The organism is Streptomyces sp. NRRL S-920 (assembly GCF_000717945.1).
Classification (GTDB): Bacteria; Actinomycetota; Actinomycetes; order Streptomycetales; family Streptomycetaceae; genus Streptomyces; species Streptomyces alboniger.
On record NZ_JODF01000058.1, the window covers coordinates 11,861 to 30,448 of the forward strand.

The window sequence follows — 18,588 nt, forward strand, 5'->3', positions numbered from 1 at the left end:
CGCCACCTCTTGGGATCACTCGGACCGGGTAGGCTCCCCGCGTCAGCGACGTGAGGGAGTGACCTGGGAATGACGCCCGGCAATAACGGCGAGAACACGCCGAGCGCGCCGCAGGGCGACGACGATCCGTTCGGCTACCTGTACGAGGACGGACAGGCGGCCGGTGCGACCCCGCCCGGCGGCGGTGGCGGCTATGGGTACCCGGGTCCCCGGTCCTACAACCAGGTGAGAGCGGTCGGCGAGCGGCGCCCCTCGTACGGACAGGCCCAGGCCACCCAGCCGTACGGCCAGCAGGTCCCGCAGCAGCAGGCCCAGCAGCCCTACGGCCGGCCGAACCCGCACTACACCGCGCCCGAGGCGCAGCCCGGCGGCGCCCCCGTGGCCTCGCCGCAGTACGCGCCCGCGGGCGGCGGCCGAGGCCGGGGCCCCAACACCAAGGGACTGCTGATCGCCGCGATCGCGGTGGTGGCCGTCGTCGCCATCGGCATCGGTGCCGCCATACTGTTCGGCCGCGACGACGACAAGGGCGGCGACACGGAGGCGGCCGCCAAGCCGTCGCGCGCCGAGTCCGTCAAGCCCAGCGAGAAGCCGTCGAAGAAGCCCGCCAAGGAGAAGGCCGAGCTGCCCGAGACGGACGCGAAGGCCCTGAAGCTGGAGGGCGGCACGACGACGGCCTCCGACATCCCCGGCGCCAAGGCCGCGGGCGGCGTCTACGTGACGGGCTTCGACAAGGTCGGCGCCCAGGTGACGTGGACCGTCGACGGCATCCCGAAGGCCGGCTCGTACAGCCTGCGCGTGAACTACGGCGTGCCCGGCAAGGACTCCAACGCCACGATCCTCGTCAACGGCGACAAGCAGACCCGGCCCCTGAGCATGAAGAACTTCGCCCACGCCAAGGAAGACGACTGGGAGAACGGCTGGACCAACACCTGGGCGGTGGTCCAGCTCACCAAGGGCACCAACACCGTCACGCTCTCCTGCGACCAGAGCAATCTGTGCGGGACGACCGGGGCGAACATCGACCAGATGTGGCTCGTGGAGGGCGACAAGGGCTAGCCCTTCAGCGCCCTCGGGGCTACCTCAGCAGCCCCAGGAACCCCGCCACCGTCCCGGCCATCGCCTCGCGAGCCGGGGCGAGGTATTTCCGGGGGTCGACGCCCTGTTCGTGCGCCGCGAGGTAGGCGCGGACCTCGCCCGTGAACGCCGTGTTGAGCGCCGTACCGACGTTGATCTTCACCATGCCGGCGGCGATCGCGCGGCGGATCTCGTCGTCCGGTACGCCGCTTGAGCCGTGCAGGACCAGGGGCGCGGGGACGGCCGCCGCCAGGGACGCGATCAACTCGTGGTCCAGGGTGGCCGTCCGCTCCGTCATCGCGTGCGAGGAGCCGACGGCCACCGCCAGCGCGTCCACGCCCGTGTCGGCGACGTACGCGGCCGCCTCCGCCGGGTCCGTACGCACCCCCGGCGCGTGCGCGTCCAGGGGCGGCTCGCCCTCCTTGCCGCCGACCTCGCCCAGCTCCGCCTCGACCCAGATGCCGCGCTCGTGGCCCCAGCGCACGGCCTCCGCCGTCGCCTTCACGTTCTCGCCGTAACCCAGCTTCGAGGCGTCGAACATGACCGAGCTGAAGCCCGCCGGGTGCGCGGCCCGCAGCAGTTCGGCGTCCGTCACGTGGTCCAGGTGGAGGGCGAGGGAGGCCGAGGAGGCGCGGGCCACCGCCGCCGTCGCCGCCGCGATCGCGGAGAGGCCGCCGCCGTGGAACCTCACCGCGTTCTCGGAGATCTGGAGGATCGCCGGGGACCCGGCACGCTCGGCGCCCAGCGCGATCGCCTCGGCGTGCTCCAGCGTGATGACGTTGAACGCGGCGACGCCGTGACCCGCGGCGCGGGCCTTCGCGACGAGTCCGCCGGTGCTGACGAGTGGCACGTGCTCCCCAATTCCCGGGGCGCTGCGCCCCGTTGCGCGGTGCGGATCCGGCTCGGTCGGGCGTCAAGTACTGGCGGGTACGGCGTCGGTCACCGCGACCCGCGCCACCAGGTCCTCGTACGTCGCCCTGTCGTACTCGCCCGCCACCGGGGCCGCCACGGTCGCCGCCGACAGGGCGACCGCGCGGGCGAGCCGCTCCGGCCACGGCAGGCCCTCGGCGAGCCCGGACAGCAGCCCCGCGACCGCCGAGTCGCCGGCGCCGGTCGGATTGCCGCGCACCCGCGACGGGGGCCGCGCGCGCCAGCCGCCGTCGGGGGTGAGCGCGAGCAGGCCGTCCGCGCCGAGCGAGGCGACCACCGCGTGCGCGCCCCTGCGGCGGGCGTCGCGGGTGGCCCGCTCGGGCTCGTGCGAGCCGGTCAGCTCGGCGAGTTCGTCGGCGTTGGGCTTGACGATGTCGGGCCGCGCGGCGACACCGCGGCGCAGCGGCTCCCCGCTGGTGTCGAGCAGCACCGGGACGCGGGCGGCGCGCGCGGAACGCACCAGGAGGGCGTACGCCCCGACAGGTACGCCGGGCGGCAGGCTGCCGCAGAGCGCGATCGCGGTGGTGCCCTCGCGGTGCGCCAACTCCTCGTAGGAGTCGAGGAAGGCGGCCCACTCGGCGGGGGTGACGGTGGGGCCCGGTTCGTTGAGCTGGGTGGTGTCGCCGGTCGTCGCGTCGACCACGGCGAGGGTGCGGCGGGTGGCGCCGGCGACCGGGACGAGCGCGTCCGTGAGGCGGGGTTCGGTGGCCAGCCGCTCGCGCAGGGCGCGTCCGGTGTCGCCGCCCGCGAAGCCGGTGACGGTCACGGCGTGGCCGAGGGCCGCGAGGACCCGGGCGACGTTCACGCCCTTGCCGCCGGGGCGTTCGGTCACCTCGGTGACGCGGTGCGAGGTGTGCGGGGTGAGGGCGGGGACGCGGTAGGTGAGGTCGAGTGCGGTGTTCAGCGTGACGGTGAGGATCACTCGTACCCACCCCCGAAGTGCCGCGCTCCATTTCTGGCTCTGATCATGCCAAACAGAAGGCGGTTGGCCCAGGGGTGCGGGCCAACCGCCTCGCGGTTCCTGCGGGTTCGGTCACCCGTTTACGAGGGTTCGGTCACCCGTTTACGCGGGTTCGACCACCCACGCGCCCTTGCGCATCACGCCCTTGACGGCGAAGTCCGCGTCGAGGACGACCAGGTCCGCGTCCTTGCCGGGCTCCAGGGAGCCGACCGTGTCGTCCATCCCGAGGAGCCTGGCCGGGTTGGCGGACAGGGCGCGGACGGTGTCCTCGACGGAGATCCCGTCGACGGTCACCGAGCGCTTGAAGGCGCGGTCCAGGGTCAGCGTGGAGCCCGCGATCGAGCCGCCCTCGACGAGCCGCGCCACGCTGTCCCGCACCTCGACCTCCAGCGGGCCGAGCATGTACCGGCCGTCGCCGAAGCCCGCCGCGTCCATCGCGTCGGTGATGAAGGCGACGCGGTCCGCGCCCGCGCGGTGGAAGGCCAGCTCCAGGGCGGCGGGGTGCAGATGCGTGCCGTCGTTGATCAGCTCGACGGTGACCCGCTCGTCCTCCAGGAGGGCGGCGATCGGGCCCGGCGCGCGGTGGCCGAGGCCGGGCATCGCGTTGAAGAGGTGCGTGGCGACGGTGGCGCCCGCGTCGATGGCCTCCACCGTCTGCTCGTACGTCGCGTCCGTGTGGCCGATGGCCGCGATGACGCCGTGCTCGGCGAGGAGGCGCACCGAGTCGATGCCGCCCGGCAGCTCCGTGGCGAGCGTGAGCATCTTCGCGTGGCCGCGTGCCGCGTCGATCAGCTTGCGGACGTCCGCGGGGTCGGGGTGCCTGAGCAGGCTCTCGCTGTGCGCGCCCTTGCGGCACGGCGAGATGAAGGGGCCCTCGAAGTGGATGCCCGCGAGGTCGCCCTGCTCGGCCAGCTCGCTCAGCAGTCCGGCGCGCTGGGCGAGGAAGTCCATGTCGCCGGTCACGGTGGAGGCGACCAGGGTGGTGGTGCCGTGCAGGCGGTGCGTGTGGACGCCCTTGAGTACGTCCTCGACCGTGCCGGAGGTGAAGGAGGCGCCGCCGCCGCCGTGGTTGTGCAGGTCGACGAAGCCGGGGACGAGCCAGTGGCCGGTGAGGTCGACCGTCTGCGCGCCCGCGGGCGCGACGCCGGCGATGCGGGTGCCGTCGACGACGACGCGGCCGCCGGGGACGGTTCCGGTGGGCAGTACCACCTGGGCACCGGCGAGAACCTTGCTAGTGGCCATCAGGTGGTTACCTCCGTGGGGTGGGTGGGAGCTGCTCGGTCGAGCAGGTCCCAGGCGAGCAGGCCCGCGCCCAGGCACCCGGCGGTGTCGCCGAGGGCCGCGGGGACGATCTCCGGCAGCGTCTGGAACTGGACGACGCGGGCCGCGACGGCGGCCCGCAGCGGCGTGAACAACGTTTCCCCGGCCTCGGCGAGACCGCCACCGACGATCAGCGTGTTCGGGTCCAGCAGGGTGAGGGCGGTGAGCAGACCGTCGGCGAGGGCGTCGACGGCGTCGCGCCAGACCTCCTGGGCCCGGGGGTCGCCCGACTCCACGGCCTTCGCGCAGTCCGCGGCATCCGCCTGGGGGTCTCCGCTCGCCTCGGCCCAGGCCCTGCTGACCGCGGCCGCGGAGGCCAGGCGCTCCAGGCAGCCGCGCTGGCCGCAACCGCACGGGGGCCCGTCGGGGCGTACGACGATGTGGCCGATCTCGCCGGCCGAGCCGTGGGCGCCGGGTTCGATGACACCGCCGATGCCGATGGCGCCCGCGATGCCGGTGCCCAGGGGTACGAACAGGAAGCGGTCGGCGCCCTTGCCCGCGCCGAGGCGGCCCTCGGCGAGGCCGCCGGTGCGGACGTCGTGGCCGAGGGCCACGGGGACGCCTGCCAGGCGGGCGCTGAGGAGGTCCCTCAGGGGGACGTCGCTCCAGCCGAGGTTGGCCGCGTAGACCGCGATGCCGCGGGCGGCGTCGACGATGCCGGGAACGGCGACGCCCGCCGCCGCGGCGGGTTCGCCGAGGTGGGCGATGCCGTGGGCGCGGAGGTCCGCCGCGAAGTCGAGGATGGACGCGACGACCGCTTCGGGGCCGCGGTCGCGGCCCGTGGGACGGCGGGCCTCGTGCAGCAGGGTGCCGTCCGCCCCTACCAGGGCGGCCTTCATTCCGGTGCCGCCCACATCGAGGGCGATGACGTGTCTCACGGATACAGTCTCGCCCGTCACCCCTTGAAAGGTCTAGTCCACCTGTCGCTGGTGTCATATGACACCCGCAAGTATGCGAATTGGCCAATTTGCCGCAAACCAGCCATGCGAAAGGACGAATCCATGCCCCGGACGGTGCGGGGACACGCGGACCGGGCGTTTGACCGGGCGCGTTCGTCCCGGCCTCCCCCCACAGCCGCAGAGGTAGCCCCCATGGTGAGACTTTCCGCAGGCAGCCGACGCTGCCGTGTCCGTCTGGTCCGTCTGGCGCTCGGGTCCGCGCTCGCCGCCATGGCGTGCGCTTCCGCCGCCGCGTCCACCGGGCCGCTCCCGCAACCGCGGCCCGCGTCGAAGGCGGCCCACAAGGACTTCCCGATGCGCATCGCCGCGTACGTGGCCAACAGCGGCTCCGGGACCGTCTCCGCCGCCGACGTCCGCCTGGAGCGGCCCGTCGCCACCACGACGGTGGGCACCGGGCCGACCGGCGTGGGCGCGGCCCCCGACGGCTCGCACGTGTACGTGGCCAACGGCGTGTCCGACTCGGTCACCTTCATCGAGACGGTCAGCCGCAAGGCCGTGGCGACCGTTCCGGTCGGGTCCTATCCGTTCTCGGCCGCTCCGAGCCGGGACGGGCGCTGGGTGCTCGCGGCGAACTGGGGCAGCGGCAACGTCTCCGTCATCGACACCGCGAGCCGCCGGGTCATCGCGACGCCCGCGGTCGGTGAACTCCCGCACAGCGTCGCCACCTTGCCCGACGGGACCGCCTACGTCACCAACAGCGGCAGCAACAACGTCACCGTCCTGTCCAAGGGGCACGAGCCCGTGGCCCGGATCCCCGTCGGCGACTTCCCCAGCGGGATCACCTCCACCGTGCGGGGGGACAGGGTCTACGTGGCCAACACGGGCGCCGGGAGCATCTCCGTCATCGACCCGGTCACCCGCAAGGTGACGGCCACCTGGCCGGTCGGCAAGGCCCCGCTCGGCCTGGGACTCAGCCCCGACGGGCAGCGGCTGTACGCCGCGGATTCCGGGGCCGACGTACTCCTCGTCATCGACACCGCGACCGGCGGTGTCCTCTCCCGGGTGCCCGTGGGCAAGACCCCGCAGGGCGTGGCCGTCAGTCCGGGCGGCAGCCGGGTCTGGGTCACCAACGAGGACTCCGACACCGTCTCCGTGGTCGACCCGGACCTCACGAAGGTACGGACGACCCTGCGCACCGGCCACCAGCCCGAGGGCATCGCCATCACCCCGAGGTAAGGGCATCGCCCTCACCCCGAGGTAGAAGTGGCCGGGCGCGGTCTAACTGAGGATCACGCTCCGCGTCAGATTCCGCGGCCGGTCCGGGTCGAAGCCGCGGGATTCCGCCAGCGCCACCGCCAGCCGCTGCGCGCGGATCAGGTCCGCCAGGGGGTCCGCCTCCTGGCGGGCCACCAGTTCGCCGCCGACCCGGGCCACGTCACCGGCGAGGCCCTCCGGCAGCGTGCCGAACATCCACGTCACGCGGCCGGGGCCGGTGATGGAGATCGGACCGTGGCGGTACTCCATCGCCGGGTACGACTCCGTCCAGGCGCCCGCCGCCTCCCGCATCTTCAGCGCCGCCTCCAGCGCGAGACCGTACGTCCAGCCGCGCCCGAGGAACGTCCACTGCTCCGCCGAGACCACCGCGTCCGGCAGCGGCTCCGTCACCGCCAGCTCCGCGTCCACCGCCGCCTCCGCCAACGACTTCACGCCCGGGACGTCACCGAGCCCGGCCCGCAGGAAGGCGAGCGCGGTCGTGGCGAAGCGGGTCTGGACGACCGACCGCTCGTCCGCCCAGTCCAGGACCGCCACCGCGTCCGCCGCGTCCATCACCGGGGTCTTCGGGTCGGCGGTCAGGGCGAGGGTCGGGACCGTGCCCTTGAGCCGGCCGAGCAGTTCGAGGACCTCCGTCGTCGTGCCGGACCGAGTGATCGCCACCACCCGGTCGTAGCGCCGCCCGGCCGGGAACTCCGACGACGCGAAGGCGTCCGTCTCGCCCTGACCGGCGGCCTCGCGCAGAGCCGCGTACGCGATCGCCATGAACCACGACGTCCCGCACCCGGTGACGGCGACCCGCTCACCCGGCTCGGGGAACCCCGTGAAGGAGGCCGCCGCCTCCGCCGCCCGGTGCCAGCAGGCGGGCTGAGTGGCTATTTCTGCTGCGGTACGCGACATGCGGCAAGGCTCCTCGTCGTGCGGGACGTGAACGTGACGTGCTTAGCAGGCCGGGGGCGGGGGCTGCAATGGCCGCCCGTTGCACAAGTGATACTGGGCTGGTGTAGACCTTGTGTTCGGACCCGGGGGAAACTCGGGGGAAAATCGCAGTTCGACAGCGGTGGGGCGCACCGGCCCCGGTGCGCGAAAGCAACGAGGGTGGGACAGCTGTGCAGCGGCGCGTGACAGGACTGACCGCGGCGGTGGCCGTACTGGGCATGGCGGGCGTTCTCGCCGGCTGCGGCGGGCCGGGCGACTCCGGTGACGTCACCCTCAAGCTGGTGGCCGCCGACTACGGCGACTCCGCGGCGAACAGTTCCAAGAAGTACTGGGCCAAGGTCGTCGAGGGGTTCGAGAAGGACAACCCCGGCATCGACGTCGAGGTGACCGTCCACTCCTGGAACGACGTGGACCGCGAGGTCAAGGAGATGGTCAAGAAGGGCGAGGCCCCTGACCTGGCGCAGATCGGCGCGTACGCCGACTACGCCGCGCAGGACAAGCTCTACGAGGCCGACGAGCTGCTCTCCATCGCCACCCAGGCCGACTTCATGACCCCGCTCGCCCGGGCCGGCGAGGTCCACCGCATCCAGTACGGCATGCCGTTCGCCTCCTCCACGCGCCTGCTCTTCTACAACACCAAGCTCTTCAAGGACGCGCACCTCACCCCGCCGCGGACCTGGGACGAACTCCAGAGCGCCGCCAAGGCGCTCAAGGCGCGCGGCGTGAAGATCCCGTACGCGCTGCCGCTCGGTCCCGAGGAGGCGCCCGCCGAGACGCTGATGTGGATGCTCAGCGGCGGCGGCGGTTACACCGACGAGGTCGGCTCGTACGACATCGACTCCAAGCAGAACGCCAAGACGTTCGCCTGGCTCAGGGACGAACTCGTCGGCAAGGGCCTGACCGGGCCGACGCCCCCCGCCGAGATGAACCGCGCCGAGGCGTTCGCGGCGTTCTCGCGCGGCGACGTCGGCATGCTCAACGGCCACCCCACGCTGATGAAGATGGCCGCCAAGAAGGGCGTGAAGTTCGGCATGGTGCCGGCGCCCGGCGTCAACGGCAAGGCGCAGGCCACGATGGGCGTCGCCGACTGGATGATGGCGTTCAAGCAGAACGGCCACCGCAAGGAGGCCGGCAAGTTCCTCGACTACGTCTACAGCGAGAAGAACGTGCTCGACTTCTCCAACGAGTACGACATCCTGCCCGTGACGAACTCCGCCTCCGAGGCGATGGCCAAGGACCGCGGCCACACCGAGCTGGGCAAGTTCCTCAAGGAGCTGCCGACCTCGCAGCTCTACCCGGTGGGCAAGACGTCGTGGGCGCAGGTCTCGGCGTCCATCAAGCAGAACATCGGCAGGACCGTCGACAAGAACGGCAACCCCGCCTCGATCCTCGGCCAGATCCAGAACAAGGCGGCGACCGCGGAGAACGCGGAATAGCGTGGCCGCATGACCGACCAGGAACCCGCTCAGGAACCCGCGGGCCTCTCCGCGCGCGATCGCGCCGTACTCGCCCTCGAACGGCGCTCCTGGCCCGGCCCGGGGGCCAAGGAACGTGCCGTCCGCGAGGAGCTGGGCATGGTGCCCGTGCGCTACTACCAGCTCCTGAACGCCCTCCTCGACGACCCCCGCGCCCTCGCGCACGACCCGATTACGGTCAATCGGCTGCGCCGGGTAAGGGAGTCACGGCGCGAAGAGCGCTGACGCGGTTAAGGTCGGGCCCATGGGTGACCCTACGTACGCACAGCCCGACCGGGCCGGACGTCCCGGCCTGCCCGAACCCGTGACGTCCGCCGGGCGGGACGGCCTCGCCGCGCTTCTCGCGCGGCCCGACCGGTCCGTCGTGGCCCTCGACTTCGACGGCACGCTCGCCGCGATCGTGCCCGACCCCGAGCAGGCCCGCGCCCACCCGGACGCCGTGCCCGCGCTCGCCGCGCTCGCCCCGCGCCTGCGGTCCGTCGCCGTGGTCACGGGCCGCCCGGCGGGCGTCGCCGTGCGCTACGGCGGCTTCGCGGGCGTGCCGGGCCTCGAACACCTCGTGGTCCTCGGGCACTACGGCGCCGAGCGCTGGGACGCGGTCACCGGCACCGTCCAGGCGGCCGAGCCGCACCCCGGGGTCGCCGCCGTGCGCGCCGAACTTCCCGGGTTCCTCGACGCGATCGACGCCTGGCGCGGCACCTGGATAGAGGAGAAGGGCCGCGCGGTGGCGGTCCACACGCGCCGCGCGCGGGACCCGCAGGCCGCCTTCGACGCGCTGCGCGCACCGCTCGCCGAGCTGGCGCACCGGCACGGTCTGATCGTCGAGCCGGGCCGCATGGTCCTGGAGCTGCGCCCGCCGGGCATGGACAAGGGCGTGGCCCTCGCCGCGTACCTGCGGGAGGTCGGCGCCGAGTCCGTGCTCTACGCCGGCGACGACCTGGGCGACCTGCCCGCCTTCGCCGCCGTGGAGAAGCTCCGCTCGGACGGCATGGCGGGCCTGCTGGTGTGCAGCGGCAGCGCGGAGGTCGCGGAGCTGGCGGACCGCGCGGACCTGGTGGTGGACGGCCCCGGGGGAGTGGTGGCTCTCCTCAACTCCCTCGCGGGACACGTGACCTGACAGTTCGGGGCAAACGGGTGGGTGGGTGGGAGAGCACCCGCCGCGGAGCGGCGGTCTAGGGACGATCGCCGGTCAACGCGTGCAACTGCTCAAGGAACCACTGCGCGGGCGGCAACGCCGTAGCCGCCGCGGCGAGCCGCTTGGTCCGCTCGGCGCGCTCCCCGACCGGCATGGAAAGCCCCGCGTGCAGCGCGGCGGCCGTGGCCGATACGTCGTAGGGGTTGACCGGAATCGCGTCCTCGCCCAGCTCCTCGAACGCCCCCGCCTCCCGCGAGAGCACCAGCGCGCACCCCTCGTCGGAGACGACGGGCACCTCCTTCGCGACGAGGTTCATGCCGTCCCGGATGGGGTTGACCAGCGCCACGTCCGCGAGCCGGTAGGCCGCGAGCGAGCGCGCGAAGTCGTCGTCGACGTGCAGGAGCACCGGCGTCCAGCCCGGCGTCCCGTACGTGGAGTTGATCTCCTCGGCGACCCGTGAGACCTCCGCGGTGTACTCCCGGTACACCGCGAGGTCCTGCCGCGAGGGGTAGGCGAAGGCGACGTGGACGACCCGCTCGCGCCACTCGGGGCGGGTCTCCAGCAGCTCGCGGTAGGCCAGCATGCCCCGCACGATGTTCTTGGACAGCTCCGTCCTGTCCACCCGCACGATCGCCCTGCGGCCCTCGCCGATCTGCTCCCGCAGCGTCGCCATCCGCTCCTCGACGTCGTCCCGCCGCGAACGCTCCCGCAGGAAGTCCGCGTCGGCACCGAGGCCGTGCACCCCGATCCGCGTCCCCGACGTCCCGCCGAGCAGCCGCACACAGCACTCCGTGAACGCGTCCGCCCACCGCCCGGTGAGGAACCCGAGCCGGTCGGCGCCGAGCATCCCGCGCAGCACCTGCTCGGCCACGTCGTCCGGCAGCATCCGGAAATAGTCGGCCGGCGCCCACGGGGTGTGCGAGAAGTGGCCGATTTTCACGTCGTCGCGCAGCTCGCGGAGCATCCCGGGCACCAGCGTCAGGTGGTAGTCCTGCACGATGACCGAGGCCCCGGGCGCGGCCTCCGCGGCCAGCGCCTCGGCGAACGCCCGGTTGTACGTCTCGTACGCCTCCCACTGCGCGCGGAACTCCGGGCCGAACGCCGGTTCCAGCGGCGTCTGGTACAGCATGTGGTGGACGAACCACAGGACCGAGTTGGCGACGCCGTTGTACGCCGCCGCGTGCACGCCCTCGTGCGAGCCCGCGTCGATGTCGAGCATCCGCACGCCCGGCTCGCCGACGCCGCGCCGCACCGCCTCCCGGTCGCCCTCGCCGAGCGCCGCGCACACCCACAGGGCGGCGGGGTCGTCGGGGGAGTCACCGATGGCGCTCAGCCCGGAGACGAGACCGCCGCCGCCGCGCCTGGCGGTCAGCTCCCCGTCCTTCCCCACGGAGTACGAGACGGGGCCGCGGTTGGACGCGACGAGTACCTGCGCTGCTGCTGTTCGGGGCTCGGACACCATGTGGCAAAACGTAGCCCGTCCCGGGGCCGGGCAAACGTACGACCGGGGCCGGTCACGCCACGCGTCGGTGCGCGTACTCCGCGATACCCGTCATCGGCGGCCGCTCCTCCGTGTCCACCGCGTACGTCCGCGGCACGAAGCCCCGCTCCCCCCGCTCGAACTGCGTCAGCTCCGGGCGTACGAGGTGTCCGCGCGCGAGCCGCACCTGAGCCGTCCGGTAGATCGCCGCCGCCATCCGCCCGAGCGCCTGCCCGTCCTGGTGGCGGTGCTTGCGCACGCCGACGTCCACCTGCGCCAGCGCGTCCAGGCCGGCCGTGTGCAGCGCGTCGACGAGCAGGCCCAGCTCCACGCCGTACCCGACGGGGAACGGCAGCCGCTCCAGGAGGGACCTGCGGGCCGCGTACTCGCCGCCCAGCGGCTGGACGAACCCGGCGAGCAGCGGCCAGTGCATGTTCAACAGCGGGCGCGCCATCAGCTCGGTGACCCGGCCGCCCTGGCCGGTGGCCTCGCCGAGCGGACGGTCGTACATCGCCTTCACGAAGGCCACGTCGGGATCGGTCAGGAGCGGGCCCACGATCCCCGAGACGAAGTCCGCGGAGAACTCCCTCAGGTCCGCGTCGACGAACGCGACGATGTCACCGCTCGTCACCAGCAGCGAGCGCCACAGCACCTCGCCCTTGCCGGGCAGCGGCGCGATGCGCGGCAGGATCTCGTCCCGGTGCACCACCTTGGCGCCCGCCTCCCGGGCCACCTCGGCCGTCCGGTCCGAGGAACCGGAGTCGATCACCACCAGCTCGTCGACCAGCGAGACCTTCTCGACCAGCTCGCGGCGGATCTCGGCGACGATCGCGCCGACCGTCTCCTGCTCGTCCAGCGCGGGCAGCACGACGCTCACCGACGCGCCGGACGCGCGCTTGGCCGCGGCCAGCCGGTCCAGCGGGCGGTCGGCGACCGACCAGGAACGCCTGCTCAGCCAGCGCTCGGCCTCTTCCAGCACGGTCGGAGTCCTCCCGTATGTGATCCATCTCGCGGTTCGGACGACTATCTCAAGGGTCCGGGGCTTCGGTTACAGTCTTGAACAACGCCGGTGACCATCGCATGTCGGGGTCACCGCCGCGTGAGATCAACAACTGAAACCCACAATCGAATACCGCTCATCCAGAGGGGCAGAGGGATACGGCCCGTTGAAGCCCCGGCAACCCTCCCGCCGACCGCGAGGTCACGGTGGGGAAGGTGCCAATTCCGTCTCGCGGCGAGATGCGCCGCGGGGAAGATGAGGAGAAAGGGCCTCGCCTCCATGGCTGTGCAGACCGTCGCCACCGAAAGCACCACCTCTTCCGTAGACCTCGGTCCCGCCTCAGGACTCTCCTGCCGGGAATGCGGCACCAAGTTCCCGCTCGGCCCGATCTTCGCCTGCGCCGAGTGTTTCGGACCCCTCGAAGTCGCGTACGACCTTCCCCTCGGCGACCCGGAAGCCCTGCGCAAGCGGATCGAGGCGGGCCCCGCCAACATCTGGCGCTACGCCCCGCTCCTGCCCGTCCCCGCCGACGTCGCCGACAAGCCGAACCTGAACCCCGGCTGGACCCAGCTCGTCAAGGCCGACAACCTCGCGCGTGAACTCGGCGTCGAACAGGGCAAGTTGTTCGTCAAGGACGACTCCGGAAACCCCACGCACTCCTTCAAGGACCGCGTCGTCGCGCAGGCGCTCGAAGCGGCCAGGGCCTTCGGCTTCACCACCCTCTCCTGCTCCTCCACCGGCAACCTCGCGGGCGCCGTCGGCGCCGCCGCCGCCCGCGCCGGCTTCAGGTCCTGCGTGTTCATCCCGCACGACCTGGAGCAGGGCAAGGTCGTCATGGCCGCGGTCTACGGCGGTGAACTCGTCGGCATCGAGGGCAACTACGACGACGTGAACCGCTTCTGCTCCGAGCTGATCGGCGACCCGCTGGGCGAGGGCTGGGGCTTCGTCAACGTCAATCTTCGGCCGTACTACGGCGAGGGTTCCAAGACCCTCGCGTACGAGATCTGCGAGCAGCTGGGGTGGGAGCTGCCGGATCAGCTCGTCATCCCGATCGCCTCGGGCTCACAGCTCACGAAGATCGACAAGGGTCTGAAGGAGCTGATCGCGCTCGGCCTCGTGGCCGATAAGCCCTACAAGATCTTCGGCGCCCAGGCGGAAGGCTGCTCGCCGGTGTCGGCCGCCTTCAAGGCCGGTCACGACGTCGTGCGCCCGCAGAAGCCGAACACCATCGCGAAGTCGCTCGCGATCGGTAATCCCGCGGACGGGCCGTACGTGCTCGACATCGCGCGGCGCACGGGCGGGGCCGTGGAGGACGTGAACGACGAGCAGGTCGTCGACGCGATCAAGCTCCTCGCGCGGACCGAGGGCATCTTCGCGGAGACCGCGGGCGGTGTGACGGTGGGCGTCACCAAGAAGCTCGTCGAGGCGGGGCTGCTCGATCCGTCCCTCACCACGGTCGTGCTCAACACCGGGGACGGTCTGAAGACGCTGGACGCTGTCGCTGAGACGTCGCAGGCCACCGCGACCATCAAGCCGAGCCTTGAGGCGTTCCGCTCCGCGGGGCTCGCCAACTGAGGTTGTTGCTTCCCTGCGGGACGGCTGTGGCTGGTCGCGCAGTTCCCCGCGCCCCTGACGGGGCGCCCCCATCCCCGTATTTCTGAGGTGAACCCCATGAGCGTGAACGTTCGTATCCCCACCATCCTGCGCACCTACACCGGCGGCAAGGCCGAGGTCGCCGCCGAGGGGAGCACCCTCGGTGAGGTCATCGCCGATCTGGAGAAGAACCACACCGGCATCGCCGCCCGCGTCCTGGACGACCAGGGCAAGCTGCGGCGCTTCGTCAACGTGTACGTGAACGACGACGACGTCCGCTTCGAGCAGGGCCTGGAGACGGCCACCCCGGACGGCGCCGGCGTCTCGATCATTCCGGCGGTCGCCGGCGGATGATCTACCGGCGGATGATCTATTTCCGCAACTTTCCTGCGTAACCAGAATTGCCCCCTCCGGAAGACAAACGGAGGGGGCAATTCTGGATGGTTGAGCGCGGTACAGTTGGGAAAGGCGCTTCTCCGTTTGTGCCGAGCGCATATACGAACTCGGCCCCGGTTCGACAAGAAGCAGCCAAAGCGAGCCACCCTTTTGAGCCGCATGTGCCATTTGTCGGGCCCGACTTGCCCCGGCTTCTGGCGAATTCTCCGCATATTCCCGTTCGCGGCTGCTCAGAATTCTCGTCCGATTGACCTGTTGCAGAGGGCAGTTGGACAGATACATTCAGCGGCGGTCGACGCGTTCCGGCGCACACCCCCAACCAGTGGGGGGTGAGGTCTGACCCGGGTCCGCGAAGTGCGGGTCTGTGCAAGGGCCAGTAATAGGGGAGTTAGGCATGGCTCAGGGCACCGTCAAGTGGTTCAACGCGGAGAAGGGGTACGGCTTCATCGCGGTCGACGGTGGTGCGGATGTTTTCGTCCACTACAGCGCGATCCAGATGGACGGTTACCGCACCCTTGAAGAAGGTCAGCGAGTCGAGTTCGAGATCTCGCAGGGCCAGAAGGGTCCGCAGGCGGACATGGTCAAGCTCGCCGTCTAGCTCGGCGCGACCGACCACCGAAGCAAGCATCGCGAGGGGCTCGTATCCCATGGGGGTACGGGCCCCTCGTGTGCGCCCGCGCGCCCGCGGGTAGGACCGGAGCGCCCGGCGGGATCCGGGAGAGGCGCTTGCACTCGCAGGGGTCGAGTGCTAATCATTGGGCTTAGCACTCTCCCAGTGAGAGTGACAGAACTTGGATCGGGCCGGTGAGGTCCGCAGGCCGAGTGGGGCAAGGAACCACAAGGTTTGCAGGCCGTCCGTCGCGGGCACTGACGTCGATCCGGAGCATGCCACCCCTGTCCGGGAGGACCACTTCACATGGCCAAGATCATCGCGTTCGACGAGGAGGCACGGCGCGGCCTCGAGCGCGGCATGAACCAGCTCGCCGACGCCGTCAAGGTGACCCTGGGCCCCAAGGGTCGCAACGTCGTCCTCGAGAAGAAGTGGGGCGCCCCCACGATCACCAACGATGGTGTGTCCATCGCCAAGGAGATCGAGCTCGAGGACCCGTACGAGAAGATCGGCGCCGAGCTGGTCAAGGAGGTCGCGAAGAAGACGGACGACGTCGCCGGTGACGGCACGACGACCGCGACCGTCCTGGCCCAGGCCCTGGTGCGCGAGGGTCTGCGCAACGTGGCCGCCGGTGCCAACCCGATGGCCCTCAAGCGCGGCATCGAGAAGGCCGTCGAGGCTGTCTCCGGTGCCCTCCTTGAGCAGGCGAAGGATGTCGAGACCAAGGAGCAGATCGCTTCGACGGCCTCCATCTCCGCCGCCGACACTCAGATCGGCGAGCTGATCGCCGAGGCCATGGACAAGGTCGGCAAGGAAGGCGTCATCACCGTCGAGGAGTCCCAGACCTTCGGTCTGGAGCTGGAGCTCACCGAGGGTATGCGCTTCGACAAGGGCTACATCTCGGCGTACTTCGCCACCGACATGGAGCGTATGGAGGCGTCGCTCGACGACCCGTACATCCTGATCGTCAACTCCAAGATCTCCAACGTGAAGGACCTCCTTCCGCTGCTGGAGAAGGTCATGCAGTCGGGCAAGCCGCTGCTGATCATCGCGGAGGACGTCGAGGGCGAGGCGCTGTCCACGCTCGTCGTCAACAAGATCCGTGGCACCTTCAAGTCCGTCGCCGTCAAGGCCCCGGGCTTCGGTGACCGCCGCAAGGCCATGCTCGGCGACATCGCCATCCTCACCGGTGGCACCGTCATCTCCGAGGAGGTCGGCCTCAAGCTGGAGAACGCCGGTCTCGACCTGCTCGGCCGCGCCCGCAAGGTCGTCATCACCAAGGACGAGACGACCATCGTCGACGGCGCCGGTGACAGCGACCAGGTCCAGGGCCGCGTCAACCAGATCCGCGCCGAGATCGAGAACAGCGACTCGGACTACGACCGCGAGAAGCTCCAGGAGCGCCTGGCGAAGCTCGCGGGCGGCGTGGCCGTCATCAAGGCCGGTGCCGCGACCGAGGTCGAGCTGAAGGAGCGCAAGCACCGCATCGAGGACGCCGTTCGCAACGCGAAGGCGGCCGTCGAGGAGGGCATCGTCGCCGGTGGTGGCGTGGCCCTCATCCAGGCCTCCGCCGTCTTCGAGAAGCTTGAGCTGGAAGGCGACGAGGCCACGGGTGCCGCCGCTGTGAAGCTGGCCCTGGAGGCCCCGCTGAAGCAGATCGCGGTCAACGCCGGCCTCGAGGGCGGTGTCGTCGTCGAGAAGGTGCGCAACCTGACCGTCGGCCACGGCCTGAACGCCGCGACGGGTGAATACGTCGACATGATCGCCGAGGGCATCCTCGACCCGGCGAAGGTCACGCGCTCCGCCCTTCAGAACGCCGCGTCCATCGCCGCGCTGTTCCTCACCACCGAGGCCGTCATCGCCGACAAGCCGGAGAAGGCGGGCGCTGCCCCGGCCGGCGGCGGCATGCCGGGCGGTGACATGGACTTCTGATCGACCTCTGGTTGATCACTGTCCTGACGTACCGAGGGCGGCACTCCTTCTCCGGAAGGGGTGCCGCCCTCGGGCGTTTTCCGGCGCGCTCCGGCTACGGCAGCCGGTCCATGATCCAGGCGCAGAGTTCCTCGGTGACCAGGGTGTGGCCCTCGTTCTTCGAGGCGCAGCGGAACTCGTCCAGTTCGCTCAGTTCGTCCTCGGCGGCCGTGATCGGTTCGTACAGCTTCTCGTGGGTGTCGATGTCGCGCAGGGCGATCGCGCTGACGGTCGGGACGAAGCAGTGGGCGCGGACGTCGGCCTGGGAGCCGAGTCCGATGAGTGCGGGGATCTTGTTCAGCTCGTCGGCGAGGATGCCGAAGCCCTCCAGGGTGCCGCCGGGGGCGCCGTCGATCTCGGGGATCCCCGAGGTGCGGATGCGGGGCTTGCGCAGGGTCACGACCCGCAGCTGGGCGACGAGTTGGTCCTCGCCGACGGACTGGGTGTGCAGGTGGGTGCCGGTGATGGCGAGGCCCTTGCCGTGGAAGGCCTTCTCGCCCGGCCGGACGCCGTTGCTCTGCCCGATGCGTACGCCGTTGGCCACGCCGATCTTCTTGGGCCGCTTCGGCCAGCCGCCGACGCGCTCCAGCTCGGCGAGGAACGTGCCGCGCTCCTTGTCCGTCTCGGGGCTGTCGTCCCACTCGGTGATGTGCTGCCACAGCAGCTGGCGGGCGGCCGGGCTGTTGATCTGCTCCGAGAAGGCCGCGTTGAGGCGCCGGATGTAGTGCGCGAACGACTGGAGGGCGAGCGGGATCCAGGCGCCGCGGTGCGGACTGTCGTAGGAGAAGTACAGGGCGGTCTGGTGGTCGTTGTCCGGGCCGCCGTCGTGTTCCATTTTGGCGAGCGCGTAGCGGGTGACGAGGCCGCCCATGCTGAAGCCGCCGACGGTCAGCGGGTGGTCGCCGTCGCGCCGCGCGATGGCCTCGCGGATGGCGGCCCGCGCGACCTTGGCGTTGTCGAGGATGGACGCGCCGCGATCGTCGAAGCCGAGCAGGACGACGTCGTAGCCGCGGCGGCGCAGTTCGCCGACGAACGGGTACGGGCCGCGCTCCAGGATCTCCCAGGAGTAGTCGAGGTCGCTCGGACCCGAGGCGAACCCGTCGCCGAGGATGACGGGCCGGGTCAGCCCGCGCGCCCGGTCGGCGAGGTACACCCAGGCCCGCCCCTCGGGCAGCGCCCACTCGTCGTCCGGCTCGGGCGCGGCGGCGGGCGCCTCCCGGGCCTGCCGCGGCCCCGGGGCGAGGATGACGCGGGCGGCGGCTCCGAAGGCCTCGGAGATACGCCGGGCGTCGGCTTCGGTGAGGGCGTCGGGGTGGTTGGGGTCGGTCATGGAGGGTCCCCTCGGGTCGGTCCACCGGTGCTGGTGCCGTTCGGCGCCATCTTGGGTACGTGCGTCGGCTGCCGACAGTCGGCCGGGGCCCTTTCGGACAGGGCGGGTTCGGCCGTTTACGGGTGGGGCGGGAGGGGGCTCGCGGCGCCGGCCAGGCACGGCTCGTCGGCGGCGGCCGGCGCGAGGGGGACGCCCCGGCGGCG

General features: G+C 71.5%; 17 protein-coding genes and 1 riboswitch. Of the genes, 9 read left to right on the forward strand and 8 right to left on the reverse strand.

The genetic code is table 11. The features are described from left to right. The first annotated feature begins 69 nt into the window (after nucleotides 1-69). Nucleotides 70-1,056 carry a carbohydrate-binding protein gene (locus tag IG54_RS0130040; RefSeq protein WP_030791583.1) on the forward strand — a complete coding sequence of 329 codons (987 nt, stop codon included), beginning with the start codon at nucleotides 70-72 and terminating at the stop codon, nucleotides 1,054-1,056. 19 nt (nucleotides 1,057-1,075) lie between these two features. On the opposite strand, the gene IG54_RS0130045 is transcribed toward IG54_RS0130040, so the two are convergent. The 4 genes from IG54_RS0130045 to IG54_RS0130060 form a co-directional block, all read right to left on the reverse strand. Then, complete coding sequence (locus IG54_RS0130045) at nucleotides 1,076-1,924, reverse strand: class II fructose-bisphosphate aldolase (protein ID WP_030791586.1); 849 nt, start codon at nucleotides 1,922-1,924, stop codon at nucleotides 1,076-1,078. Between the two features lie 63 nt (nucleotides 1,925-1,987). Further along, nucleotides 1,988-2,926 carry a 1-phosphofructokinase family hexose kinase gene (locus IG54_RS0130050; protein WP_030791589.1) on the reverse strand — a complete coding sequence of 313 codons (939 nt, stop codon included), beginning with the start codon at nucleotides 2,924-2,926 and terminating at the stop codon, nucleotides 1,988-1,990. 141 nt (nucleotides 2,927-3,067) lie between these two features. Then, nucleotides 3,068-4,207, reverse strand: coding sequence for an N-acetylglucosamine-6-phosphate deacetylase (gene nagA / locus IG54_RS0130055; RefSeq protein WP_030791592.1), 1,140 nt, complete (start codon nucleotides 4,205-4,207; stop codon nucleotides 3,068-3,070). Further along, on the reverse strand, nucleotides 4,207-5,163 hold the full coding sequence (locus IG54_RS0130060) for an ROK family protein (RefSeq protein ID WP_030791596.1): 957 nt from the start codon (nucleotides 5,161-5,163) through the stop codon (nucleotides 4,207-4,209). The genes nagA and IG54_RS0130060 overlap by 1 nt, the downstream gene beginning before the upstream one ends. Before the next feature lie 213 nt (nucleotides 5,164-5,376). Here IG54_RS0130060 and IG54_RS0130065 point away from each other — a divergent pair, with 213 nt between their 5' ends. Continuing rightward, nucleotides 5,377-6,420: a beta-propeller fold lactonase family protein gene (locus tag IG54_RS0130065; RefSeq protein WP_051820146.1), complete on the forward strand. Its 1,044-nt coding sequence runs from the start codon at nucleotides 5,377-5,379 to the stop codon at nucleotides 6,418-6,420. Between the two features lie 42 nt (nucleotides 6,421-6,462). Here IG54_RS0130065 and IG54_RS0130070 read toward each other — a convergent pair whose 3' ends face one another. Next, nucleotides 6,463-7,356: an SIS domain-containing protein gene (locus IG54_RS0130070; protein ID WP_030791602.1), complete on the reverse strand. Its 894-nt coding sequence runs from the start codon at nucleotides 7,354-7,356 to the stop codon at nucleotides 6,463-6,465. Between the two features lie 257 nt (nucleotides 7,357-7,613). Here IG54_RS0130070 and IG54_RS0130075 point away from each other — a divergent pair, with 257 nt between their 5' ends. Genes IG54_RS0130075 through otsB form a run of 3 tightly spaced genes read left to right on the forward strand, consistent with a single transcriptional unit; the run spans nucleotide 7,614 to nucleotide 9,987 of the window. Then, a complete protein-coding gene (locus tag IG54_RS0130075; protein WP_051820158.1) occupies nucleotides 7,614-8,831 on the forward strand; it encodes an ABC transporter substrate-binding protein in 1,218 nt (405 codons plus the stop codon). Between the two features lie 9 nt (nucleotides 8,832-8,840). Further along, on the forward strand, nucleotides 8,841-9,095 hold the full coding sequence (locus IG54_RS0130080; RefSeq protein ID WP_030791608.1) for a DUF3263 domain-containing protein: 255 nt from the start codon (nucleotides 8,841-8,843) through the stop codon (nucleotides 9,093-9,095). 19 nt (nucleotides 9,096-9,114) lie between these two features. Next, a complete protein-coding gene (gene otsB, locus IG54_RS0130085; protein WP_030791611.1) occupies nucleotides 9,115-9,987 on the forward strand; it encodes a trehalose-phosphatase in 873 nt (290 codons plus the stop codon). A 55-nt stretch (nucleotides 9,988-10,042) separates the two neighbouring features. Here otsB and IG54_RS0130090 read toward each other — a convergent pair whose 3' ends face one another. Next, nucleotides 10,043-11,467: an alpha,alpha-trehalose-phosphate synthase (UDP-forming) gene (locus IG54_RS0130090; RefSeq protein WP_030791614.1), complete on the reverse strand. Its 1,425-nt coding sequence runs from the start codon at nucleotides 11,465-11,467 to the stop codon at nucleotides 10,043-10,045. A 52-nt stretch (nucleotides 11,468-11,519) separates the two neighbouring features. Further along, on the reverse strand, nucleotides 11,520-12,464 hold the full coding sequence (locus IG54_RS0130095; protein ID WP_030791616.1) for a glucosyl-3-phosphoglycerate synthase: 945 nt from the start codon (nucleotides 12,462-12,464) through the stop codon (nucleotides 11,520-11,522). 154 nt (nucleotides 12,465-12,618) lie between these two features. After that, nucleotides 12,619-12,747: riboswitch (SAM riboswitch) on the forward strand. Between the two features lie 17 nt (nucleotides 12,748-12,764). On the opposite strand from IG54_RS0130095, the gene thrC reads away from it, so the two are divergent. From thrC to groL, 4 genes are all read left to right on the forward strand, one after another. Continuing rightward, the gene (gene thrC / locus IG54_RS0130100) at nucleotides 12,765-14,060 is read left to right on the forward strand and encodes a threonine synthase (RefSeq protein WP_030791619.1); all 1,296 of its coding nucleotides are present in this window, start codon (nucleotides 12,765-12,767) and stop codon (nucleotides 14,058-14,060) included. Nucleotides 14,061-14,156: 96 nt separating this feature from the next. After that, nucleotides 14,157-14,432: a ubiquitin-like small modifier protein 1 gene (locus IG54_RS0130105; RefSeq protein WP_030791622.1), complete on the forward strand. Its 276-nt coding sequence runs from the start codon at nucleotides 14,157-14,159 to the stop codon at nucleotides 14,430-14,432. 436 nt (nucleotides 14,433-14,868) lie between these two features. After that, nucleotides 14,869-15,072 carry a cold-shock protein gene (locus IG54_RS0130110; RefSeq protein WP_005315736.1) on the forward strand — a complete coding sequence of 68 codons (204 nt, stop codon included), beginning with the start codon at nucleotides 14,869-14,871 and terminating at the stop codon, nucleotides 15,070-15,072. A gap of 318 nt (nucleotides 15,073-15,390) precedes the next feature. Next, nucleotides 15,391-17,016 carry a chaperonin GroEL gene (gene groL / locus IG54_RS0130115; protein ID WP_030791626.1) on the forward strand — a complete coding sequence of 542 codons (1,626 nt, stop codon included), beginning with the start codon at nucleotides 15,391-15,393 and terminating at the stop codon, nucleotides 17,014-17,016. Between the two features lie 94 nt (nucleotides 17,017-17,110). Here groL and IG54_RS0130120 read toward each other — a convergent pair whose 3' ends face one another. Further along, the gene (locus tag IG54_RS0130120; protein ID WP_030791629.1) at nucleotides 17,111-18,385 is read right to left on the reverse strand and encodes an esterase/lipase family protein; all 1,275 of its coding nucleotides are present in this window, start codon (nucleotides 18,383-18,385) and stop codon (nucleotides 17,111-17,113) included. Between the last annotated feature and the right edge of the window lie 203 nt (nucleotides 18,386-18,588).